The following is a 16,469-nucleotide window of genomic DNA, read 5'->3' as shown; positions in this document are numbered from 1 at the left end:
GGCTTGGGAATATGTAAAAATAGCCATAGATACACAAAGCATCCGCCGCAATGGCTTTCTAAAAAGAAACTATCGCCTATAGTTCGGCCATACCTTTTTTGGCCCAATGACAGGACCCTTATGACCCCGACTGACCGCCAAATAAATAAGCTCCATCCCTTTCTTCGCAAGACCCTTTTGATCGCGGGCGCCAGCGCCCTCACCCTGGGCACCCTGCACCCCGTGGCCGCCCAGGACGATCCGGCGCCGGAGGTGAACGGCGTGCCGCAAGCCACCATGCCGACGCCCATGCCCGATACGGCGCGGCCCTATATTCCGTCCGGCCTTTCCGGCAACGACATGGACCTGCTGGAACAGTCCCTGGCGGCGGTCAAGTCACGCAATTTCGCCCAGGCCGATTCGCTGGCCGCCGGCCTCAGCAATCCGGTGGCGCGCAAAATCGTCACCTGGACCATCATCAATAATGACGGCAATATCTATAGCTTCGCCGCGCTCGATGCCGCCCGGCGCGACCTGTGGGGCTGGCCGCGCGAAAGCAAACGCCAGATCGCCGCGGAGAAATTGATCGGCCTGTCCGGCATGACGGCACAGCAGATCGTCGACTGGTTCAAGGGCGCGCCACCGCAGACCACCGAAGGCGCCTCGGCCTTGATCTCAGCCTATGGCAACCTGGCGCGCACCGATGATGCCCGCGCCCTGGCGAAAAGCTGGTGGCGGACAAAGGTGTTTGATTCCATTGCCCAGGCCAATTTCTACCAGGCCTTCGGCACCTATCTCACTCAGGACGACCACAGGGCGCGGTTACTGTGCCTGGAACTGAACTACCAGAACGCCAATTCGCAGGCGATCCGTGACATGACCGTCTATGCCGGCCAGCATGATGCCGATGTCGCCAATGCCGTCGTCGCCATGCGCACCAGTTCGGCGGCTGCCGACGGGCTTTATCAGGCGGCCCTGGCCGGCGATCCACACAATCCGGCCCTGGCCTTCGCTCGCGCCAAGTACCTGAATGGCAAGGGACTGGAGGCGCTGGGCTTCCAGCTGCTGCCCGACCTGCCGCCCGCCTCAGCCAGTCCGGAAGCGGCCAGCCAGCTCTACGGCCTTCGCCTGGCCTATTTCAAGGCGGCGCTCAAGGCGCGCAATTATCGCGCCGCCTATGACGCTATGAATAATACCGGTTTCGATCCCGGCGAGAGCATGGCCGAGTCGGAATTCTTCGCCGGCTGGATGGCCCTGGTAAAGCTGAACGATATAGATGCCGCCATTCAGCACTTCCAGGCGCTGTCTACCGCCGGCACCTCGCCGATAACGCAGGGGCGCGCCAATTACTGGCTGGGCCGGGCCTATGAAGCCCGCAATCATCCAGCGCTGAACGGTATCGATGCCGACGCCACCCTGGCCCAGCGTTATTATGAAAAGGGCGGTCAGTACATCTATGCCTTTTACGGCCAGATGGCGGCGGAAAAGGCCGGCATCAAGACCATCACGCTCGGCAAGGACCCGGTGCCAAGCGCCGCAGATCGCGCCCGCTTCGAAGGCCGCGAGATGATCAAGGCGGCGCGCCTGCTCGGCCAGGCCGGGGAGCTTGACCTGTTCCGCGCCCTGGTGCTGCATCTCGACGATGTCATGCCCAATGCCGAGGAAGAGGCCCTGCTGGTCGATCTGGTCGGGCAATACGATTCGCAACTCATGGCCATGAAGGTTGCGCGCGTCTCCATGCAGCGCGGCTTCTACCTGCCGGAGCGCGGCTATCCCCTGCGTTCGGTGCCCAATGTGCAGGGACCGGAGGCCGCCTTCGTGCTGGCCATCACCCGTCAGGAATCGAGCTTCGATCCGAGTGTCAGGTCGAGCGCCAATGCGCGCGGCATGATGCAGCTGATCCCTTCCACCGGACGGGCGGTCGCCAATCGCCTCGGCATCGGCTACAGCGGCGATGCGGCGCTTTACGAGCCGGAATACAACATGACGCTCGGCAAGTATCACCTGGGTGAGCTGGTCGACAAGTTCGACGGTTCCTACATCATGGCGGCCGCCGGTTATAATGCCGGTCCCAGCCGGATGCAGACCTGGGTCAATGATTGCGGCGATCCGCGCGGCGCGGCGGCCGATCCCTTGTCCTTCATCGAATGCCATCCTTTCACCGAAACCCGAAACTACATGATGCGCGTGACGGAAAACATGCGCATCTATCGCGCCCGCCTGAATGGCGGTACGGCGCCGCTCACCGCCATGGCCGATGTGCAGCGCGGTTTCCCCGGCCCGATCGGACCTTTCACCGGGCCTGAATTCGGCGATGTCGCTTCACCTGATGCGCCGATCAGCTATGCCGATTATAACAAGGGCATCACCACCAATGCCGCTGCGGCCGCACAGCTGACCGGAACCCCGACGCCCGGCGCCATCGCACCTGCATCGGTGACCATGGCGCCTGTGCCGAACCCGGTGGCCGCGCCGGCGCCGGTGGTCAAAAAGACCGTCACCACGACCAAGACAACAAAAGCCGCCAAGAAAAAGAAGGCCGAACCGGCCAAGAAGGCGTCGAAGAAAAAGAAGAAAGACTAAAGCAGAGGCAGGCTTTCCAGTCGGAGGACAGTCTGACCGTCCTGTGACACCAGCTCGCCTTTTAGATGAAAGACGTCGGATAACAGGCGTGCGGTGAAGATATTTTCCGGCGTATCCATCTTCACCAGCTGGCCACCATTGAGCAACAGGACCGTATTGGCGAACTGCGCCGCCAGATGAAGGTCGTGCAGGCTGAGAATGACGGTCTGGCCGGCTTCGGCCCTTTGTTTCAGCCTGACCAGCACCTGCCTTTGCCAGGCCGGATCGAGGGCAATCAGGGGTTCGTCGAGCAGCAGGACATCCGCACGGCTGACCAGTACCCGTGCCAGCAGGACCCGCGCCCTTTGCCCGCCGGAGAGGCCAAAGACGCCGCGATCGGCGACTTCCTGCAGGCCCAGTCCTTGCAGTTCGGCAAAGGCCTTCTGGCGCGCCAGATCCGGCGCCAGATGCTGCGCCCCCAGGGCGGCGACATCGACGCACGAGAGGTTCCAGGCGATGCCACGTTCCTGCGGCAGGTAGGCGATATGTTCGGCGCGCACGCCGGGCCGCTGTACCGCCAGGTCGAGGCCGTTATAGCTGATCATGCCCGATTGCAACGGCAACAGGCTGGCCATGGCTTTGAGGAGGGTCGTCTTGCCGGCGCCGTTCGGCCCGACCAGCACATAGAGCTTGCCAGGCGCCAGTTCGGCTGAAATGTCTCTCAGCACGGTTTCCTTGCCAAGTTTTACATTCACATTTTGAATGACGAGGTTGGGCATCAGTCCTGCATCCAGCTTCTGGCGCTCTTGTAGGCCAGGATGGCGAACAGGGGCGCACCGATCAGCGAGGTCAGGACACCCAGATGGATGTCGGCGGTCGGTGGCATCAGTCTGACCAGGCCATCGGCCACCAGCACCAGCAGCCCCCCGGTCAGGGCCGAGGGCCAGATCAGCAGGTACGGGTCCCTGATCCCGCAGGCACGGACGAAATGCGGCGCGGCCAGGCCGACAAAGCCGATCACGCCGGCCACCGAGACTGACAATCCGGCCAGCAGTGAGGAACCGATGACGATCACCTGGGTCAGGCGGGTCATGTCCACCCCCATCGAGCGGGCGGTTTCCTCGCCAAGAGTCAGGAAACGCAGCCCTTTGCCCAATCCGAATGTCAGGCTACTAGCGACCGCGAGCCCAACCAGGCAAACCACCACATCGAACCCACTCCGGTTTTGCACAGACCCCATCGTCCACCCAAGGATTTCAGATCTTGTCACGGGTGATGGCGCCAGATTAAGCACAAGCGCCATTAGGGCGCCGCACAAGCTGGACAGACCCACACCCAAAAGAATCAACGATTGACGCTGCGGGAAACGCTGAACAAAAACAATCAATATAACGGCAACAACCGCTGCACCGGCCAAGGCCGCGCCTTCTACTGCGAAAGGCACCAGGCCAAAGCCAAAAACGATAGCAAATGCTGCCCCAAGACCGGCGCCGGCAGAGACGCCCAGCAGACCCGGCTCGGCCAGCGGATTACGCAGCAGGCCCTGCATCAGCGCCCCGCTCATGCCCAGCATGGCCCCCACCCCCACGGCCGCCAGATTGCGCGGCAGGCGGATGCCCCAGACGATTTCGGCCGGAAGGGATTTCCAGCGCACCAGGGCATCGAGCCACATATCTCCGCTTAGGCTCACATCGCCGAACAACATGAGTATGACCAGCAGGACGGCGATCGAGACGCCCAGTATGATGGACAGGACTCTGAGCGACAGCCTCATGGCACCACCTGCTCGCCGCCACTGCCAGTCAGGGGCGATTGCGACAGTTCCTTCAGGTCATAGGCGGTGAACCAGCCGGAACAACTGATGGCCTGGCGCGGCAGGGTGAAGTTCGGCGACTCGGCGATCTTCTTGCGCACAAGCGGATTGCGGCCCGGCACCCGGCGCATGGCGTAATGATCGTCATAGAACCCCAGGGCGAAAACGTCAGGCTTCAGGCTCAAAAGCACCTCCGGCGACAGATAATAGAAACCCTTAGTCTGAGTCTCCAGTTTGAAACCCAGCCTTTGCAGCATGTCGCCGATCATGGTGTCAGGACCGGCGCTGTAACCGCCCGGTGTATAATAGAGCACTGTGCGACCTGCGCCCACGGGCTTTATGCCCGCCATGGCCAAGTCAAAGCGATGCGCCTCGATACCGGCGCCGGCCGGCTGGCCCAGTTCGGCGGCGACCCGGAATAGTTCCGGCTTGGCCTGATCGTAACTGGTGATGTCATTGATATTGACGATCCGGATATGATGCTTTTCCAGCGCCTTGATAAGGTCGAGATCGCCGCCCCAGGTGCGCACCACGACATCGGGATCTAGGGCCAGTATGGTTTCCAGGCGCGGCTGTGTCCGCCGCAGGCTAGCCGCCCGCTCACGGAAGTAGGAATCGGGCAGACCCGCCCGGTCCGAGACCGCCACGATCTGAGCACGCGGCACTAACCCCAGCACATATTGATCAGCGCAGCCATCGAGTGACGCCACGCGTAGCGGGCGCTGCGTCTTCATCATCGGATCGGGCGCGGCCGCCATTCGGAGTCCCCACACGACCAGACCTGTCAGCACAAGGCACAGCGTGCCGCCAAAGCACAACCAAGGGAGGTATTTTTCTAACCGCCACCTACCCCTGATTGGTTCATCCGAAGTCAAAAAAATGCGCCTTATATTACCTGGGGGCGTTTCAAAATGAAACCACATCTTAAAAGCGATCACCTGCGTCAGGCCTTTGCCGAAAAATGGCTGCGACCGGATTCGGCTGAGATGCCTTTTAAGCAGGTTTTCCCGCACACGTCATCAGGTGCCAGTCTACCCTGGCGCAGGCCAGAGAAGATCGTACCCCTGCCGACAAGCCTATCCGCTCGCATACGTCTCAGCCGGGGGCAGATTTGCGCGTTTGTTTTCCTGATCCTGGTGGGCACTTTCCTCATCTTCCGCGCACCTTCAGGGCTTTTGAATGGTCTCTATTGGCTGGGGTGGAGCGCCTTCATGGCCAACGCCCTGTTCCGGCTGGCGGCCAGTTTTGTCCGCCCACCCCGACAAACCGGCGCGGGAATCGCCGTTAATGAAAACCTGCCGGCGTACAGCGTCATCGTCGCGCTCTATCAGGAGGCGGGGATTGTGCCGCAACTGCTGCGCGCCCTGATGGCGCTGAATTATCCGCGCGACCGTCTCGAAATCCTGTTCGCGCTGGAAGCCGACGATCGGGAAACCCTCGCCGCCTTCGAGGCCTGCCAACTGCCAGCCTATGCCCGCGTGGTCCGGGTGCCGCCCGGCACTCCGCGCACTAAGCCGCGCGCGCTCAACCATGCCCTCGAACAGGCATGCGGCGATCTGATCGTCATCTATGATGCTGAGGACCGGCCAGCGCCGGAGCAACTGCGCGAAGCCGCCAGGGCCTTTGCTGCTGGAGCGACAGATCTCGCCTGCCTTCAGGCGCCCCTGCGCCCCGCCGGCGGCCAAGGCTTTATCGCCCGGCAATTTACCGCCGAATACGCCGTCCAGTTCGATATCCTGCTGCCGGCGCTGAATGCCTTGCGCCTGCCCTTTCCGCTTGGCGGCACCAGCAATCACTTCCGGGCCGATATCCTGCGCCAGGCCGGCGGCTGGGACGCCTTCAACGTCACCGAGGATGCCGACCTGGGCTTTCGTCTGGCCCGGCTGGGTTACCGCACCGGCCTGATTATGTCCCCGACTGTGGAAACGCCGCCCACTTTGAGCCGGATATGGCTGCCGCAACGCACGCGCTGGATTAAGGGGTATATGCAAACCCTGTGCGTGCATACCCGCCTGGCCACCGGCTTCCAGCCGCACGTCTGGACGGGTCTGTGTCTTGGCGTGGGGTTAAGCATCGCTGCCGCCCTGGTTTATGCGCCCTTCACCTTTTTAATCTGTGCCGACCTGCTGCTGGCCGGGCTGCAGCAGATCGCGGATCCGGCGCACCCCCTGCTCGTATTGAACGGCTTCGATCTGACACTTTTTCTCTTCGGCACGCTCAGCGGACAGATCGCCCTGGCGCTTGGTGCTCGCCGAGCCGGGATTCAGCTGAGTGCCCTCGATATTATCGGCGCGCCGTTTTACTGGTGCCTCCAATCGGTAGCGGCCCTGTTCGCTTCCTACCAGTTGATTGCCAAGCCCTTCCATTGGGACAAGACCGAGCATGCGCCCGATACGGAAACGCCGGTTTTTGCGCCCCGGCCCCTTTACGAAGGCCAGGCTTGCGCTTATGGCCTTGGGCATGATCATTACCGATACCCCGACCATATTGCGCACCCAAGCCTGGGCTGATTACGCCCTGGTGGATTCCGGCGACGGCCGCAAGCTGGAACGCTATGGCGACTACCTCGTCATCCGCCCGGAACCGCAATGCTGGTGGACACCGAAATATCCGCACCTGTGGGACAAGGCCGACGCCATCTTCGATCCGCAGGGCGAGGAAGACGAAGGCAACTGGCGCTTTTCGCGCCGCCCGGCCGAGCAATGGACGCTCTCGTGGGATAAGGTGAAATTCCATGGCCGCTTTACCAATTTCCGTCACCTGGCCTTCTTCCCGGAACAGGCCGCAAACTGGGCCTGGCAGAAGGCTGCCATCGCCAAGCTTGATGGTCCGCGTGTGCTCAATCTCTTCGGCTATACCGGCGTCGCCAGCCTGGTGGCCGCCTCTGCCGGCGCTCGTGTCACCCATGTCGATGCCTCGAAAAAGGCCGTTGCCTGGGCGCGCGAAAACGCGGCGCTATCCGGCCTGAGTGACGCGCCGGTCCGCTGGATCTGCGAGGATGCCCGCAAATACGTCCAGCGCGAGGTCAAGCGCGGTTCGAAATATGAGGGCATCATCCTCGACCCGCCGAAATACGGCCGCGGCCCGACCGGCGAAGTCTGGCGGCTGTTCGAAGACCTGCCGGAGATGGTGAATCTGTGCGCTCAGCTTTTGAGCGACGAGGCATCATTCCTGTTGCTCAATGCCTATGCCGCCCGTGTTTCCGGGCCGGCTCTGGCGCATCTGATGGCCGAAGCGGTTGGGCCCCAACGTGGAGGCCGTGTCGATTACGGCGAGCTGACCCTGATCGAGGACATAAAGCCGCCCAAGGGCATGAAGCCGGCGGATATAGCGCCCCGTGAGATTGGCCTGAGCTTCTTCGCGAGGTGGATGCATGATTAAGCAGATTACCTCTCTGACCAATCAGACGGTCAAGGATATCCGCGCCCTGCATATGCGCAAGGAGCGCGAGGCGACCGGTCAGTTCCTGGCCGAGGGCCTGAAGATCATCATCGACGCGCTCGACCAGGGCTTCGCGCCCTTGACACTCGTCTACGGTAAAGATGCGGACCAGCATCCGTTGCTGAAGCGCGCCATCGATGAGACCCTGAAGGCGAAGGGTGAGGTATTGGAGGTAACACGCGAAATTCTTGAGAAAATTTTGCGCAAGGATAACCCGCAAATGGTCGTCGCGGTCTTCGCGCAGGTGATCAAGAGCCTGGATGATATCGACCCGCAATCCAACGATGTCTGGGTCGCACTTGAGCAGGTGCGCGATCCCGGCAATCTCGGCACCATCATCCGCACGGCCGATGCGGCCGGTATTGGCGGCGTCATCCTGATCGGCGACTGCGTCGACCCGTTCTCGGTTGAGACCGTGCGCGCCACTATGGGCTCGGTCTTCGCCCTGCCCATCGTCAAATGCACGCGCGAGGCCTTTCTGGCGGACCGCGGCCGCTGGACCGGCTCGGTGGTCGGCACCCTGCTCACCGCCACGCATAATCACCGCACCGCCCCTTATACGCGGCCGACCCTGATCGTTATGGGCACCGAGCAATCCGGCCTGACGCCGGAAATCGCCGCCACCTGCGACACCAATGTCAAGATACCCATGAAGGGCCGCGCTGACAGCCTCAACCTGTCAGTCGCCACCGGCATCATGATCTATGCGGCGGCGGGCCTTTGACAATCGGCAAGCTGAAAATAGACGGCTTCCTCACCGGCATGGTCATCGCCATCCTCCTGGCGGCCCTGTTTCCCGGCCCCGGCGCCCAGGGCGGCTGGCTGCATCCGGAACTGCTGACCAAGCTGGGGATCGCCCTGATCTTCTTTCTGAACGGCGCCATGCTGTCCTTCAAGGCGCTCAAAGACGGTGTGATGCGCTGGCGGCTGCACCTGATCATCCAGGGGGCCACTTTCGTGCTTTTCCCGGTTATCGGACTGGTCTTTCTGGCCTTGGCCGGCCACTGGATCAGCCCGGACCTGCAACTCGGCTTCTTCTATCTCTGCGCGCTGCCTTCCACCGTCTCCTCCTCGGTGGCCATGACCTCGGCGGCCCGCGGCAATGTGCCCGTGGCGGTTTTCAATGCCACTATTTCCAGCCTGATCGGCATTGTGGTGACGCCGCTGTGGATGAGTCTCCTGTTGAAGACCTCTGGTCATCATCTTGATGTGACGGGAGTTTTCATCGATCTATTCAAATGGATGGTGCTGCCGATGATCATCGGCCAGCTGCTGCGCCGCTGGATCGGCGACTGGCTGCATCGTCACAAAAAACTGGCGCAGATGGCCGATCGCGGCACCATATTGCTGCTGGTCTACACGTCCTTCTGCGATTCTTTCGCGCTCAATATCTGGGGTACCACCCGCCCGCTCATCATGCTCATGGTCATTGCCGCCACCCTGATCCTGTTCTTCGGTGTGCTACTGTTGTTGTGGAAGCTGTGCGACCGGGGCGGCATTGCGCCAACCTTCCGCTCCGCCGTGGTTTTCTGCGGCACCAAGAAGAGTCTGGCCACCGGTGTACCCATGGCGTCGCTGATCTTTGTTGGCCATGCCTCCGGCCTGGGCTTGATCCTCCTGCCGATCATGATCTACCATCCGCTGCAGTTGCTGATCTGCACGCCGCTGGCCAGCCGCTGGGCGAAGGAACAGCAGGAAACTGCGATTACCGGCTGATTATTAAAAAGAATTAAGGTGGAAGTGGTTCATATACCATTCATACAGGCATTCATAAGCTGAACATACGCGGCGCATCCGGCGCCTTTAAGGGGCATAGACATGAAACCCACTCTTATCAAACTGACCTGCCTGGCCACGGTAGCGGCCTGCCTGACCCTGTCTCTGACCGGCTGCATCATGTATGTTTCGCCGGACCATACCTACCATTCCGACAAGTCGCCGCCGCCCGCCGATGAAAGGCCGGCCGACACGGTCAGTGGTTCGCAATCCTTTTAAACTTGGCCTTCTAAACTTGGCCTTCTAATTTTTTCATTTCAAAAGGGGACTTTACATGAAATCCATCGCACTCAAGCTCGCCTGCGTCGCCGTACTGGCTGCCAGCCTCTCCGGCTGCATCATCATCGACCGCAGCGGTTCGGACCATTTTACCTATTCTAACAACCGTTGAGAGAGGTTGTTAAAAAAACGGGCCTGAATAAACCCGATGTCGTAAGGCGCCGCTAAAAGCGGCGCCTTTGTCATTTACAATATATGACGGCCCAACTAGCCTGATGCCTCGTTCACAAGGAGTATCGCCATGAAAAACCTGATTCTGAAACTGGTCGTCCTTCCGCTCATCGGCTTCACCTTCGCCGGTTGCATCACCATTTAAGCGTAGATGTACGGGCCACCCCGCTCCAGCGCCAAGCAATAGGCTGGCCTTGCGTGGATAGTCTTCAGCCAGGCCATAATATGCGGCTTCACGGAAGCGCCGGCACGACTGGCGGCGGTTTCCAGCGGAAAGCTCATCATAATATCGGCGGCGCTGAAGGTGTCTCCCGCGAACCATGGCGACCGGGTGAGCGTATCTTCCCAGAAATCGATGTGCACCTTCAGGTTCGGCGTAACCAGCAGGTCATCAACCGAATTGGCGATACCTGCCGCAATCGGCCGGATCAGCCAGGGGGGGCGACTGCGTATGCCGCTCGTTACCAGCCTGAGCAAAAGCGGCGTCATGGCCGAGCCCTCGGCATAATACATCCAGTAGGTATAGTGAAAACGGGCCTCACTGCCGATGGTGGGCACCAACCTGCCCTGGCCATAGGTGGTCAGGATATAATCCATGATGGCGCCGGTTTCCGCCACGACCAGGGCGCCATCTGTAATGACCGGAGCCTTGCCTAGCGGATGTATGGCCTTCAGTTCAGGCGGCGCCAACATGTTCCGTCCGCGTTTGTAAGCCTTGATGTCGTACGGCAGACCGAGTTCTTCCAGCAGCCACAGAATACGTTGCGAACGGGAATTGTCGAGGTGGTGGACGGTGATCATAGCGCGCTCCTTTGCCCCTTATACGGCGAACAGGCGCTTCAGGATTACCTCTAGGTGCCGCGCGGCTTGGCACGGGTGGTCGGATCAGCCTCACGCGGGTTTTCCGGCCAGACGTGACGCGGATAGCGCCCCTTCATCTCGCTGCGCACCTCAGCCCACGAACCCTCCCAGAAGGCCGGCAAATCCTTTGTGATCTGGATCGGGCGGTGCGCTGGTGAGGTCAGAGACAGCGTAATCGGGGTCCGGTTCGGGCCGATAACCGGATGCAGGGTCGTACCGTAAAGTTCCTGTACCCGCACCTCCAGACGTGGCCCGCCTTCGGCTTCATAATCGATGCGAATATTCGAACCGGTCGGCATCTTAAGAGTTTCCGGGGCCAGTTTGTCCAGCGCACGTTGCTGGTCATAATCGAGAATGGCGTGCAGGGCCTGCGAAATGACTCCCCCATTCAGTGAGAGCATAGACTTGCCGGCGGCATAGGGCCCTAGCCAGTCGGCCAATCCAGAGAGAAGCGCCTCATCCGACAGATCCGGCCATGTATCGTCCTGACTGCGCAGGAAAGCGACACGCGCTCTGAAGCTTTGTGCGCTTTCCGGAATATTAAGCGCTTTCAATCCCTTTTGTTTGATTTCCTCAGCTTCCGCTTCAAGCAGTAATTCCGGTGGAATCGTATCGCGCGGCTTGCTGGAGAGCACGAGACCACCCAGCCGCACCTGATCAAACGCACGAAAGCGGCCATTGCTCTTTTCCAGTACGGTCGTTCGTTCCAACCGGTCGTCGAACAGCGTCAGTATCTCGCCTTCGCCCAAAGGCGCCGCCAGCAGAATACGGTCACGCCCGGCGCCACCGCCAAGATCGCCGACGGCCAGGAAAGGCTCACGCGCCAGCCGGTCATGCTCGTCGACATAGACGCCGCGACCATTGGCCATGACAAACTCCCCGGCTTTCCCGCGCGCCTTGGCGATGCGCTCAGGGAAACATTCCGCCAGCAGGTGATGCGACAGGATGCGCCCACCAGCCTTTCCGGTGGCCCTGACCAGCCCCTGCGCCTGCCGCGCCCAGTTCTGCGCCAGACTGCGCGCCTGATGAATTTTAGGCGACTTATCGCGTGACAGGGCCTCCAGTCGGGCATCGAGATCGGTCGATTTGCCGCCCAGACCATTCTCCGACAGCAGCACGGCCAGGTTGCCCCCCTGCTCGGCCGCACCGCTTTCCGCCGCGCGGATCAGCATATGGGCCAGTCGCGGCGCCATCGGCAATTGCGCGACCGCTCTGCCATGGGATGTCATGTCGCCGTTGGCATCCAGTGCCGCCAAGGCCTGTAGCAGCTTAACCGCCTCGTCCATCGCCGCCTTGGGTGGATGATCAAGCAGGGCCAGACCCTCGGTCGATTTGGCGCCCCACAGTCGCAGGGACAGCGCCAGTTGCGACAGGTCGGTTTCCAGGATTTCAGGCTTGGCGAAGGGGATCAGGGAGCGGTCCTGTTCGGCATCCCACAGGCGATAGGCGTCACCCGCCTGGGTCCGTCCGGCGCGGCCGCGGCGCTGATCGGCTGAGGCCTTGGAGACGCGTTCGGTGACGAAACGGGTAACACCGCGCGCCGGATCGAAGCGTCCCAGCCGCGACAGGCCGCAATCGACAACCATTGACACGCGGTCGAGGGTCAGTGAGGTTTCGGCAATGGCGGTGGCCAGCACGATCTTGGGCCGGCCCTGAGCATTGCGCGCCAAGGTCCGGGCCTGATCCTTGAAATCCATGGCGCCATAGAGCTTGCACAGGTCGATATGCGGCGACAGACCTATCTCGTCCACGAAGCGGCCAACGCGGTGAATTTCGCCCTGCCCCGGCAGGAAGACCAGCATGGTTTCCGCCTGTTCGGGCCGAAGTTTGGAAGACAGCCGCGCCACATGGCGAGCGATATCCTGCTCCATCATCAAGGATTGATTGCGGCCGAGATAGTGGGTTTCGATGGGAAAGCTGCGCCCGAGGGATTCGAAGCGCCCCGCATCCGGCAGCAGGCTCAGCACACGGTCGCCATCCAGCGTCGCCGACATGACCAGCAGGCGCAGGTCATCACGCAGCAAGGTTTGCGCATCGCGGGCGAAGGCCAGGCCGAGATCGGCATCCAGGCTGCGTTCGTGGAACTCGTCGAAGATCACGCAGGCAATGCCGTCCAGCGACGGATCGTCGAGGATCAGGCGCGAGAAAATCCCTTCGGTGACAACCTCTATGCGCGTCCTGCCGCTGACCTTGCTTTCACCGCGCACCCGAAAACCGACCGTCTGCCCGACCGGCTCACCAAGCGTTTCGGCCATGCGGGCGGCGGCGGCGCGAGCGGCCAGCCGGCGGGGTTCGAGCAGGATGATCTTCTGGTCCCTGAGCCACGGGGCATCGAGCAGGGCCAGCGGTATGCCCGTGGTCTTGCCGGCGCCGGGCGGGGCGATGATCAGGGCCGTGGTCTTTTCCGCCAGCCAGGCTTTCAGCGGTGCGTAGATTTCTTCGACGGGCAGTTTCGGCGTTTGAGACATGCCGCTGTTGGTAACAGAAAGCCTGCTGAACTCAAGCTCCGCAACCTGCAACGGCACATTCCCGCGCCGGGGGAAGCCGCCCGCCAGACTTAATAAGCCGTTGCCAAAGTGACAATATGACGATAGCGTCAAGATTAAGGGGGCCGCCAAAGGGCCCGTTTACGCTTGTGGCATAAGGCCCAGGCGCCATAACAATAAGATTTGCGAGGGGTCGCATGACCAATTTCATTGATCGGCTTGTGCTGAAAAAGTCGATTTACAAGATTCAGGCGGAGGCTGCCCGCAGTCCGCTCAAGCGCTCCCTGGGTGCGTTCAATCTTGCGTCGCTCGGTGTCGGGGCCATTATCGGCGCCGGCATTTTCGTTTTGACGGGCCAGGTGGCTTCGGCCAATGCCGGCCCGGCCATCATGATTTCATTCATCATCGCCGGTATTGTCTGCGCCGTAGCCGGGCTGTGTTACGCCGAACTGTCGTCCATCCTGCCGGTTTCCGGCTCCGCCTATACCTATGCCTACGGTACGCTCGGCGAAGTCGGCGCATGGATCATGGGCTGGCTCCTTGTGCTGGAATACGGTGTCGCTGCCTCGACCGTCGCAGTCGGCTGGTCGGGATACATTGTCAGTTTCGCGCACGAACTGGGGATAAATTTTCCCAATATCGTCGTCAATGGCGCGGATTCGCCAATGTGGGCCACGCCGCTAGTCCAGGCAGTCAGCGCGGCCGGTCACACCACCTTCCCTTTGACCGGCACCTTCAACCTGGTCGGCGCCATTGGCATTGCCCTGGTCACCCTGCTGCTGGTCATCGGCATTTCCGAATCGGCAACTGTCAATAATATCATCGTGGTGATCAAGGTCGTCGTCCTGCTGACCTTCATCGCTGTCGGTGTGTCCTATATCAATCCGGCCAACTGGCAACCGTTCATTCCGGCGCCGACCGGCGAACCCGGCGAGTTCGGCTGGAGCGGCATCCTGCGCGGTTCGGCCATCATCTTCTTCGCCTATGTCGGCTTCGAAGCCGTTTCCACTGCCGCCGCCGAGGCCAAGAAGCCTTCACGCGACGTGCCGATCGGCATCCTGGGTTCGTTGATTATCTGTACGCTGATCTACATGGCCGTCGCCGCCGTCATGACCGGCGTTGTACCCTACAAGGAACTGGCAAGCCCGGCACCGGTCGCTGTCGCTATCGATCGCATGGCCCTGAGCTGGGCTGATTTCCCGGTTGCCTTCTCGCCCACTGGCCATCTGAACGCCATCAGCCTGATGATCAAGATCGGCGCCGTGACCGGCCTCAGTTCGGTCATGCTGGTGCTGTGCTATGCCCAGACCCGCGTCTTCTATAACATGTCCAAAGACGGCTTGCTGCCGGGGGCCTTCTCTAAAATCCATCCCAAGACCCGGACGCCCTGGGTTGGCACGATCCTGCTCGGCGTGGTGATCGCTATCGCGGCCGCCTTCCTGCCCATTTCACTGCTCGGAGACCTGGTCAGCCTCGGCACCGCCGTCGCCTTCTCGATCGTCTGCCTGTCCGTCATCTATATGCGTATCAAGCATCCGGAGATGGAGCGTCCGTTCAAGGTGCCGGGCGGCGTCTGGACGGCCGGTATCGGCATCGCCCTGTGTCTGTTCCTGGCCTGGCAGAACTTCGCCCCGATGATCCACAGCGCCACCAAAGGTGACATGCTGCCGATCTATCTCCTCGGCGGCTACCTGGTGATCGGCGTTCTTATCTACATCTTCTACGGTTACTGGAATTCGAAGCTCGGCAAGGGCATCGACGTTACCGAGGAAGCCCTGGAAAGCGTCGGCGAAGCCTTCGCGCACGGGGTTGACGACAAGCTGAAATAGGCTGCCGTCATTCGACAAACAAGGCTCCGGCGCCTATATGTGCCGGAGCCTTTTCTTTTGTGAGTTTACATGTCCGAAGAACCGCCCATCCGCCTGTTTGTCGCCCCTGTCACGCCGCTACAGCAGAACTGTACGGTGGTCTGGTGTACGAAAACCAGTAAGGCCGCCATTATCGATCCGGGCGGCGATCTCGACCCGATCCTCGACGAGATCAGGCGCCGCGGGCTGACGGTCGACAAGATCTGGATTACCCACGGCCATGCCGATCATGCCGGCGGTGCCGCCGAGTTGAAGGAACGCACCGGCGCGCTGATCGAAGGGCCGCACGAAGACGACCAGTTCTGGATCGACAGCATCCCGGACATGGGCCAGCGCTACGGCATACCCGACATGCGCACCTTCACGACCGACCGCTGGCTGAAGGACGGCGATACGGTGACCCTGGGGGAAACGACCTGGGAGGTTATCCACTGCCCCGGCCATACGCCCGGGCATGTGATTTTCTATCATGCGCCGTCGGGCTTTGCCCAGGTCGGCGATGTGCTGTTCAAGGGATCGATCGGGCGGACCGATTTCCCGCGCGGCAATCATGCCGACCTGATCCATTCGATCACGCAAAAGCTCTGGCCGCTGGGCGATGTGCGTTTCGTGCCGGGGCACGGACCGATGTCGAGTTTCAATATCGAGCGCCAGAGCAATCCGTTCGTGGCGGATCGCGTGGTTGGCAAGTCACCCCCGAATACTCAGGGGCCGGGTTAGCAGGGCCACAGGCCCTGCACCCGATACCCGATAGCTTATTGGATCTAACGCTATCAAGTTATGGTTCCAGGGGCTTGCCCCTAGGCGCCCTTGAGCAAGGGAGCCAGTTTCTGGGCGACGCCCATATCGCCCTGGATCTTCATCTTGCCCATCATGAAGGCCATCATCGGGTCGAGCGCGCCCTTGGACATGGCGATCAGGTCATCGATGGCGATCTGAATGGTGGTATCGGCCTCGCCGTCATCGTTGGTCACGGTATTCGGCACAACGGCCCCATTGATGAGGATCTTGCCGGCATCACCGAAGTCGACCTTGATGATTTTGCCCAGGCCGGAATTTTCTCCGACAGCCGCGCTGATTCTTTGTGTAATGGTTTCAAGATCGGACATGGCCAACTCCTTGTTTTGCTGTAAGCCGGCGGCGACCTTACGGTCATGATCGCCTTCGGGCAAGCCAGACCTTGGGTCAAGTTAAGAGAAAAAATGACGGTAACAAAGTTCGAAGTGGTGATCA

Annotated in this window: 14 protein-coding genes; 8 read left to right on the top strand and 6 right to left on the bottom strand. The window is 61.0% G+C overall.

Annotated features, from left to right (window positions below; all coding sequences use genetic code 11):
* Positions 1–120 precede the first annotated feature (120 nt).
* Positions 121–2,562 (top strand): lytic transglycosylase domain-containing protein, encoded by a 2,442-nt coding sequence (locus tag QM647_RS16595; RefSeq protein WP_414996668.1) that lies wholly within the window; start codon positions 121–123, stop codon positions 2,560–2,562.
* Here QM647_RS16595 and QM647_RS16590 read toward each other — a convergent pair.
* The 3 genes from QM647_RS16590 to QM647_RS16580 are packed head-to-tail and all read right to left on the bottom strand — an operon-like array spanning position 2,559 to position 5,112.
* On the bottom strand, positions 2,559–3,320 hold the full coding sequence (locus tag QM647_RS16590) for an ABC transporter ATP-binding protein (protein WP_414996667.1): 762 nt from the start codon (positions 3,318–3,320) through the stop codon (positions 2,559–2,561). The genes QM647_RS16595 and QM647_RS16590 overlap by 4 nt on opposite strands.
* The gene (locus QM647_RS16585; RefSeq protein WP_414996666.1) at positions 3,320–4,315 is read right to left on the bottom strand and encodes a FecCD family ABC transporter permease; all 996 of its coding nucleotides are present in this window, start codon (positions 4,313–4,315) and stop codon (positions 3,320–3,322) included. The genes QM647_RS16590 and QM647_RS16585 overlap by 1 nt, the downstream gene beginning before the upstream one ends.
* A complete protein-coding gene (locus tag QM647_RS16580) occupies positions 4,312–5,112 on the bottom strand; it encodes an ABC transporter substrate-binding protein (protein ID WP_414996665.1) in 801 nt (266 codons plus the stop codon). The genes QM647_RS16585 and QM647_RS16580 overlap by 4 nt, the downstream gene beginning before the upstream one ends.
* A gap of 453 nt (positions 5,113–5,565) precedes the next feature.
* Between QM647_RS16580 and QM647_RS16575 the strand changes: the two genes are divergently transcribed.
* From QM647_RS16575 to QM647_RS16555, 5 genes are all read left to right on the top strand, one after another.
* Positions 5,566–6,864 (top strand): glycosyltransferase, encoded by a 1,299-nt coding sequence (locus tag QM647_RS16575; RefSeq protein WP_414996664.1) that lies wholly within the window; start codon positions 5,566–5,568, stop codon positions 6,862–6,864.
* On the top strand, positions 6,815–7,735 hold the full coding sequence (locus QM647_RS16570) for a class I SAM-dependent methyltransferase (protein WP_414996663.1): 921 nt from the start codon (positions 6,815–6,817) through the stop codon (positions 7,733–7,735). Before QM647_RS16575 ends, QM647_RS16570 begins: the two co-directional genes overlap by 50 nt.
* Positions 7,728–8,519, top strand: a complete 792-nt coding sequence (locus tag QM647_RS16565; protein ID WP_414996662.1) for a TrmH family RNA methyltransferase — start codon at positions 7,728–7,730, stop codon at positions 8,517–8,519. The genes QM647_RS16570 and QM647_RS16565 overlap by 8 nt, the downstream gene beginning before the upstream one ends.
* Entirely contained in the window at positions 8,516–9,511 is a 996-nt protein-coding gene (locus QM647_RS16560) for a bile acid:sodium symporter family protein (protein WP_414996661.1), read from the top strand. The genes QM647_RS16565 and QM647_RS16560 overlap by 4 nt, the downstream gene beginning before the upstream one ends.
* Positions 9,512–9,613: 102 nt before the next feature.
* Entirely contained in the window at positions 9,614–9,790 is a 177-nt protein-coding gene (locus QM647_RS16555) for a hypothetical protein (RefSeq protein WP_414996660.1), read from the top strand.
* Between the two features lie 372 nt (positions 9,791–10,162).
* Here the strand turns inward: QM647_RS16555 and QM647_RS16550 are convergent, their stop codons facing one another.
* Entirely contained in the window at positions 10,163–10,822 is a 660-nt protein-coding gene (locus QM647_RS16550; RefSeq protein WP_414996659.1) for a glutathione S-transferase family protein, read from the bottom strand.
* 50 nt (positions 10,823–10,872) lie between these two features.
* Complete coding sequence (hrpB, locus tag QM647_RS16545) at positions 10,873–13,350, bottom strand: ATP-dependent helicase HrpB (protein WP_414996658.1); 2,478 nt, start codon at positions 13,348–13,350, stop codon at positions 10,873–10,875.
* Positions 13,351–13,565: 215 nt separating this feature from the next.
* Between hrpB and QM647_RS16540 the strand changes: the two genes are divergently transcribed.
* Together QM647_RS16540 and QM647_RS16535 are read left to right on the top strand one after the other, a co-directional pair.
* The gene (locus tag QM647_RS16540; protein WP_414996657.1) at positions 13,566–15,197 is read left to right on the top strand and encodes an amino acid permease; all 1,632 of its coding nucleotides are present in this window, start codon (positions 13,566–13,568) and stop codon (positions 15,195–15,197) included.
* A gap of 69 nt (positions 15,198–15,266) precedes the next feature.
* Positions 15,267–15,956, top strand: coding sequence for an MBL fold metallo-hydrolase (locus tag QM647_RS16535; RefSeq protein WP_414996656.1), 690 nt, complete (start codon positions 15,267–15,269; stop codon positions 15,954–15,956).
* A gap of 80 nt (positions 15,957–16,036) precedes the next feature.
* Here the strand turns inward: QM647_RS16535 and QM647_RS16530 are convergent, their stop codons facing one another.
* Positions 16,037–16,345 (bottom strand): SCP2 sterol-binding domain-containing protein, encoded by a 309-nt coding sequence (locus QM647_RS16530; protein ID WP_414996655.1) that lies wholly within the window; start codon positions 16,343–16,345, stop codon positions 16,037–16,039.
* Positions 16,346–16,469: the final 124 nt, after the last annotated feature.

The organism is Asticcacaulis sp., from assembly GCF_047605585.1.
In the GTDB taxonomy this organism is placed as follows: Bacteria; Pseudomonadota; Alphaproteobacteria; order Caulobacterales; family Caulobacteraceae; genus Asticcacaulis.
The sequence above is the reverse complement of the archived record's forward strand: the minus strand, read 5'-3'. Positions and strand labels throughout refer to the sequence as shown.

Bases quoted from the DNA above. Each gene is read 5' to 3' on its own strand.
- QM647_RS16570 (WP_414996663.1), top strand. From the start codon at position 6,815: ATGATCATTACCGATACCCCGACCATATTGCGCACCCAAGCCTGGGCT.
- QM647_RS16595 (WP_414996668.1), top strand. From the start codon at position 121: ATGACCCCGACTGACCGCCAAATAAATAAGCTCCATCCCTTTCTTCGC.
- QM647_RS16530 (WP_414996655.1), bottom strand. From the start codon at position 16,345: ATGTCCGATCTTGAAACCATTACACAAAGAATCAGCGCGGCTGTCGGA.
- QM647_RS16575 (WP_414996664.1), top strand. From the start codon at position 5,566: ATGGCCAACGCCCTGTTCCGGCTGGCGGCCAGTTTTGTCCGCCCACCC.
- QM647_RS16535 (WP_414996656.1), top strand. From the start codon at position 15,267: ATGTCCGAAGAACCGCCCATCCGCCTGTTTGTCGCCCCTGTCACGCCG.
- QM647_RS16540 (WP_414996657.1), top strand. From the start codon at position 13,566: ATGACCAATTTCATTGATCGGCTTGTGCTGAAAAAGTCGATTTACAAG.
- QM647_RS16550 (WP_414996659.1), bottom strand. From the start codon at position 10,822: ATGATCACCGTCCACCACCTCGACAATTCCCGTTCGCAACGTATTCTG.
- hrpB (WP_414996658.1), bottom strand. From the start codon at position 13,350: ATGTCTCAAACGCCGAAACTGCCCGTCGAAGAAATCTACGCACCGCTG.
- QM647_RS16585 (WP_414996666.1), bottom strand. From the start codon at position 4,315: ATGAGGCTGTCGCTCAGAGTCCTGTCCATCATACTGGGCGTCTCGATC.
- QM647_RS16555 (WP_414996660.1), top strand. From the start codon at position 9,614: ATGAAACCCACTCTTATCAAACTGACCTGCCTGGCCACGGTAGCGGCC.
- QM647_RS16590 (WP_414996667.1), bottom strand. From the start codon at position 3,320: ATGCCCAACCTCGTCATTCAAAATGTGAATGTAAAACTTGGCAAGGAA.
- QM647_RS16580 (WP_414996665.1), bottom strand. From the start codon at position 5,112: ATGGCGGCCGCGCCCGATCCGATGATGAAGACGCAGCGCCCGCTACGC.
- QM647_RS16565 (WP_414996662.1), top strand. From the start codon at position 7,728: ATGATTAAGCAGATTACCTCTCTGACCAATCAGACGGTCAAGGATATC.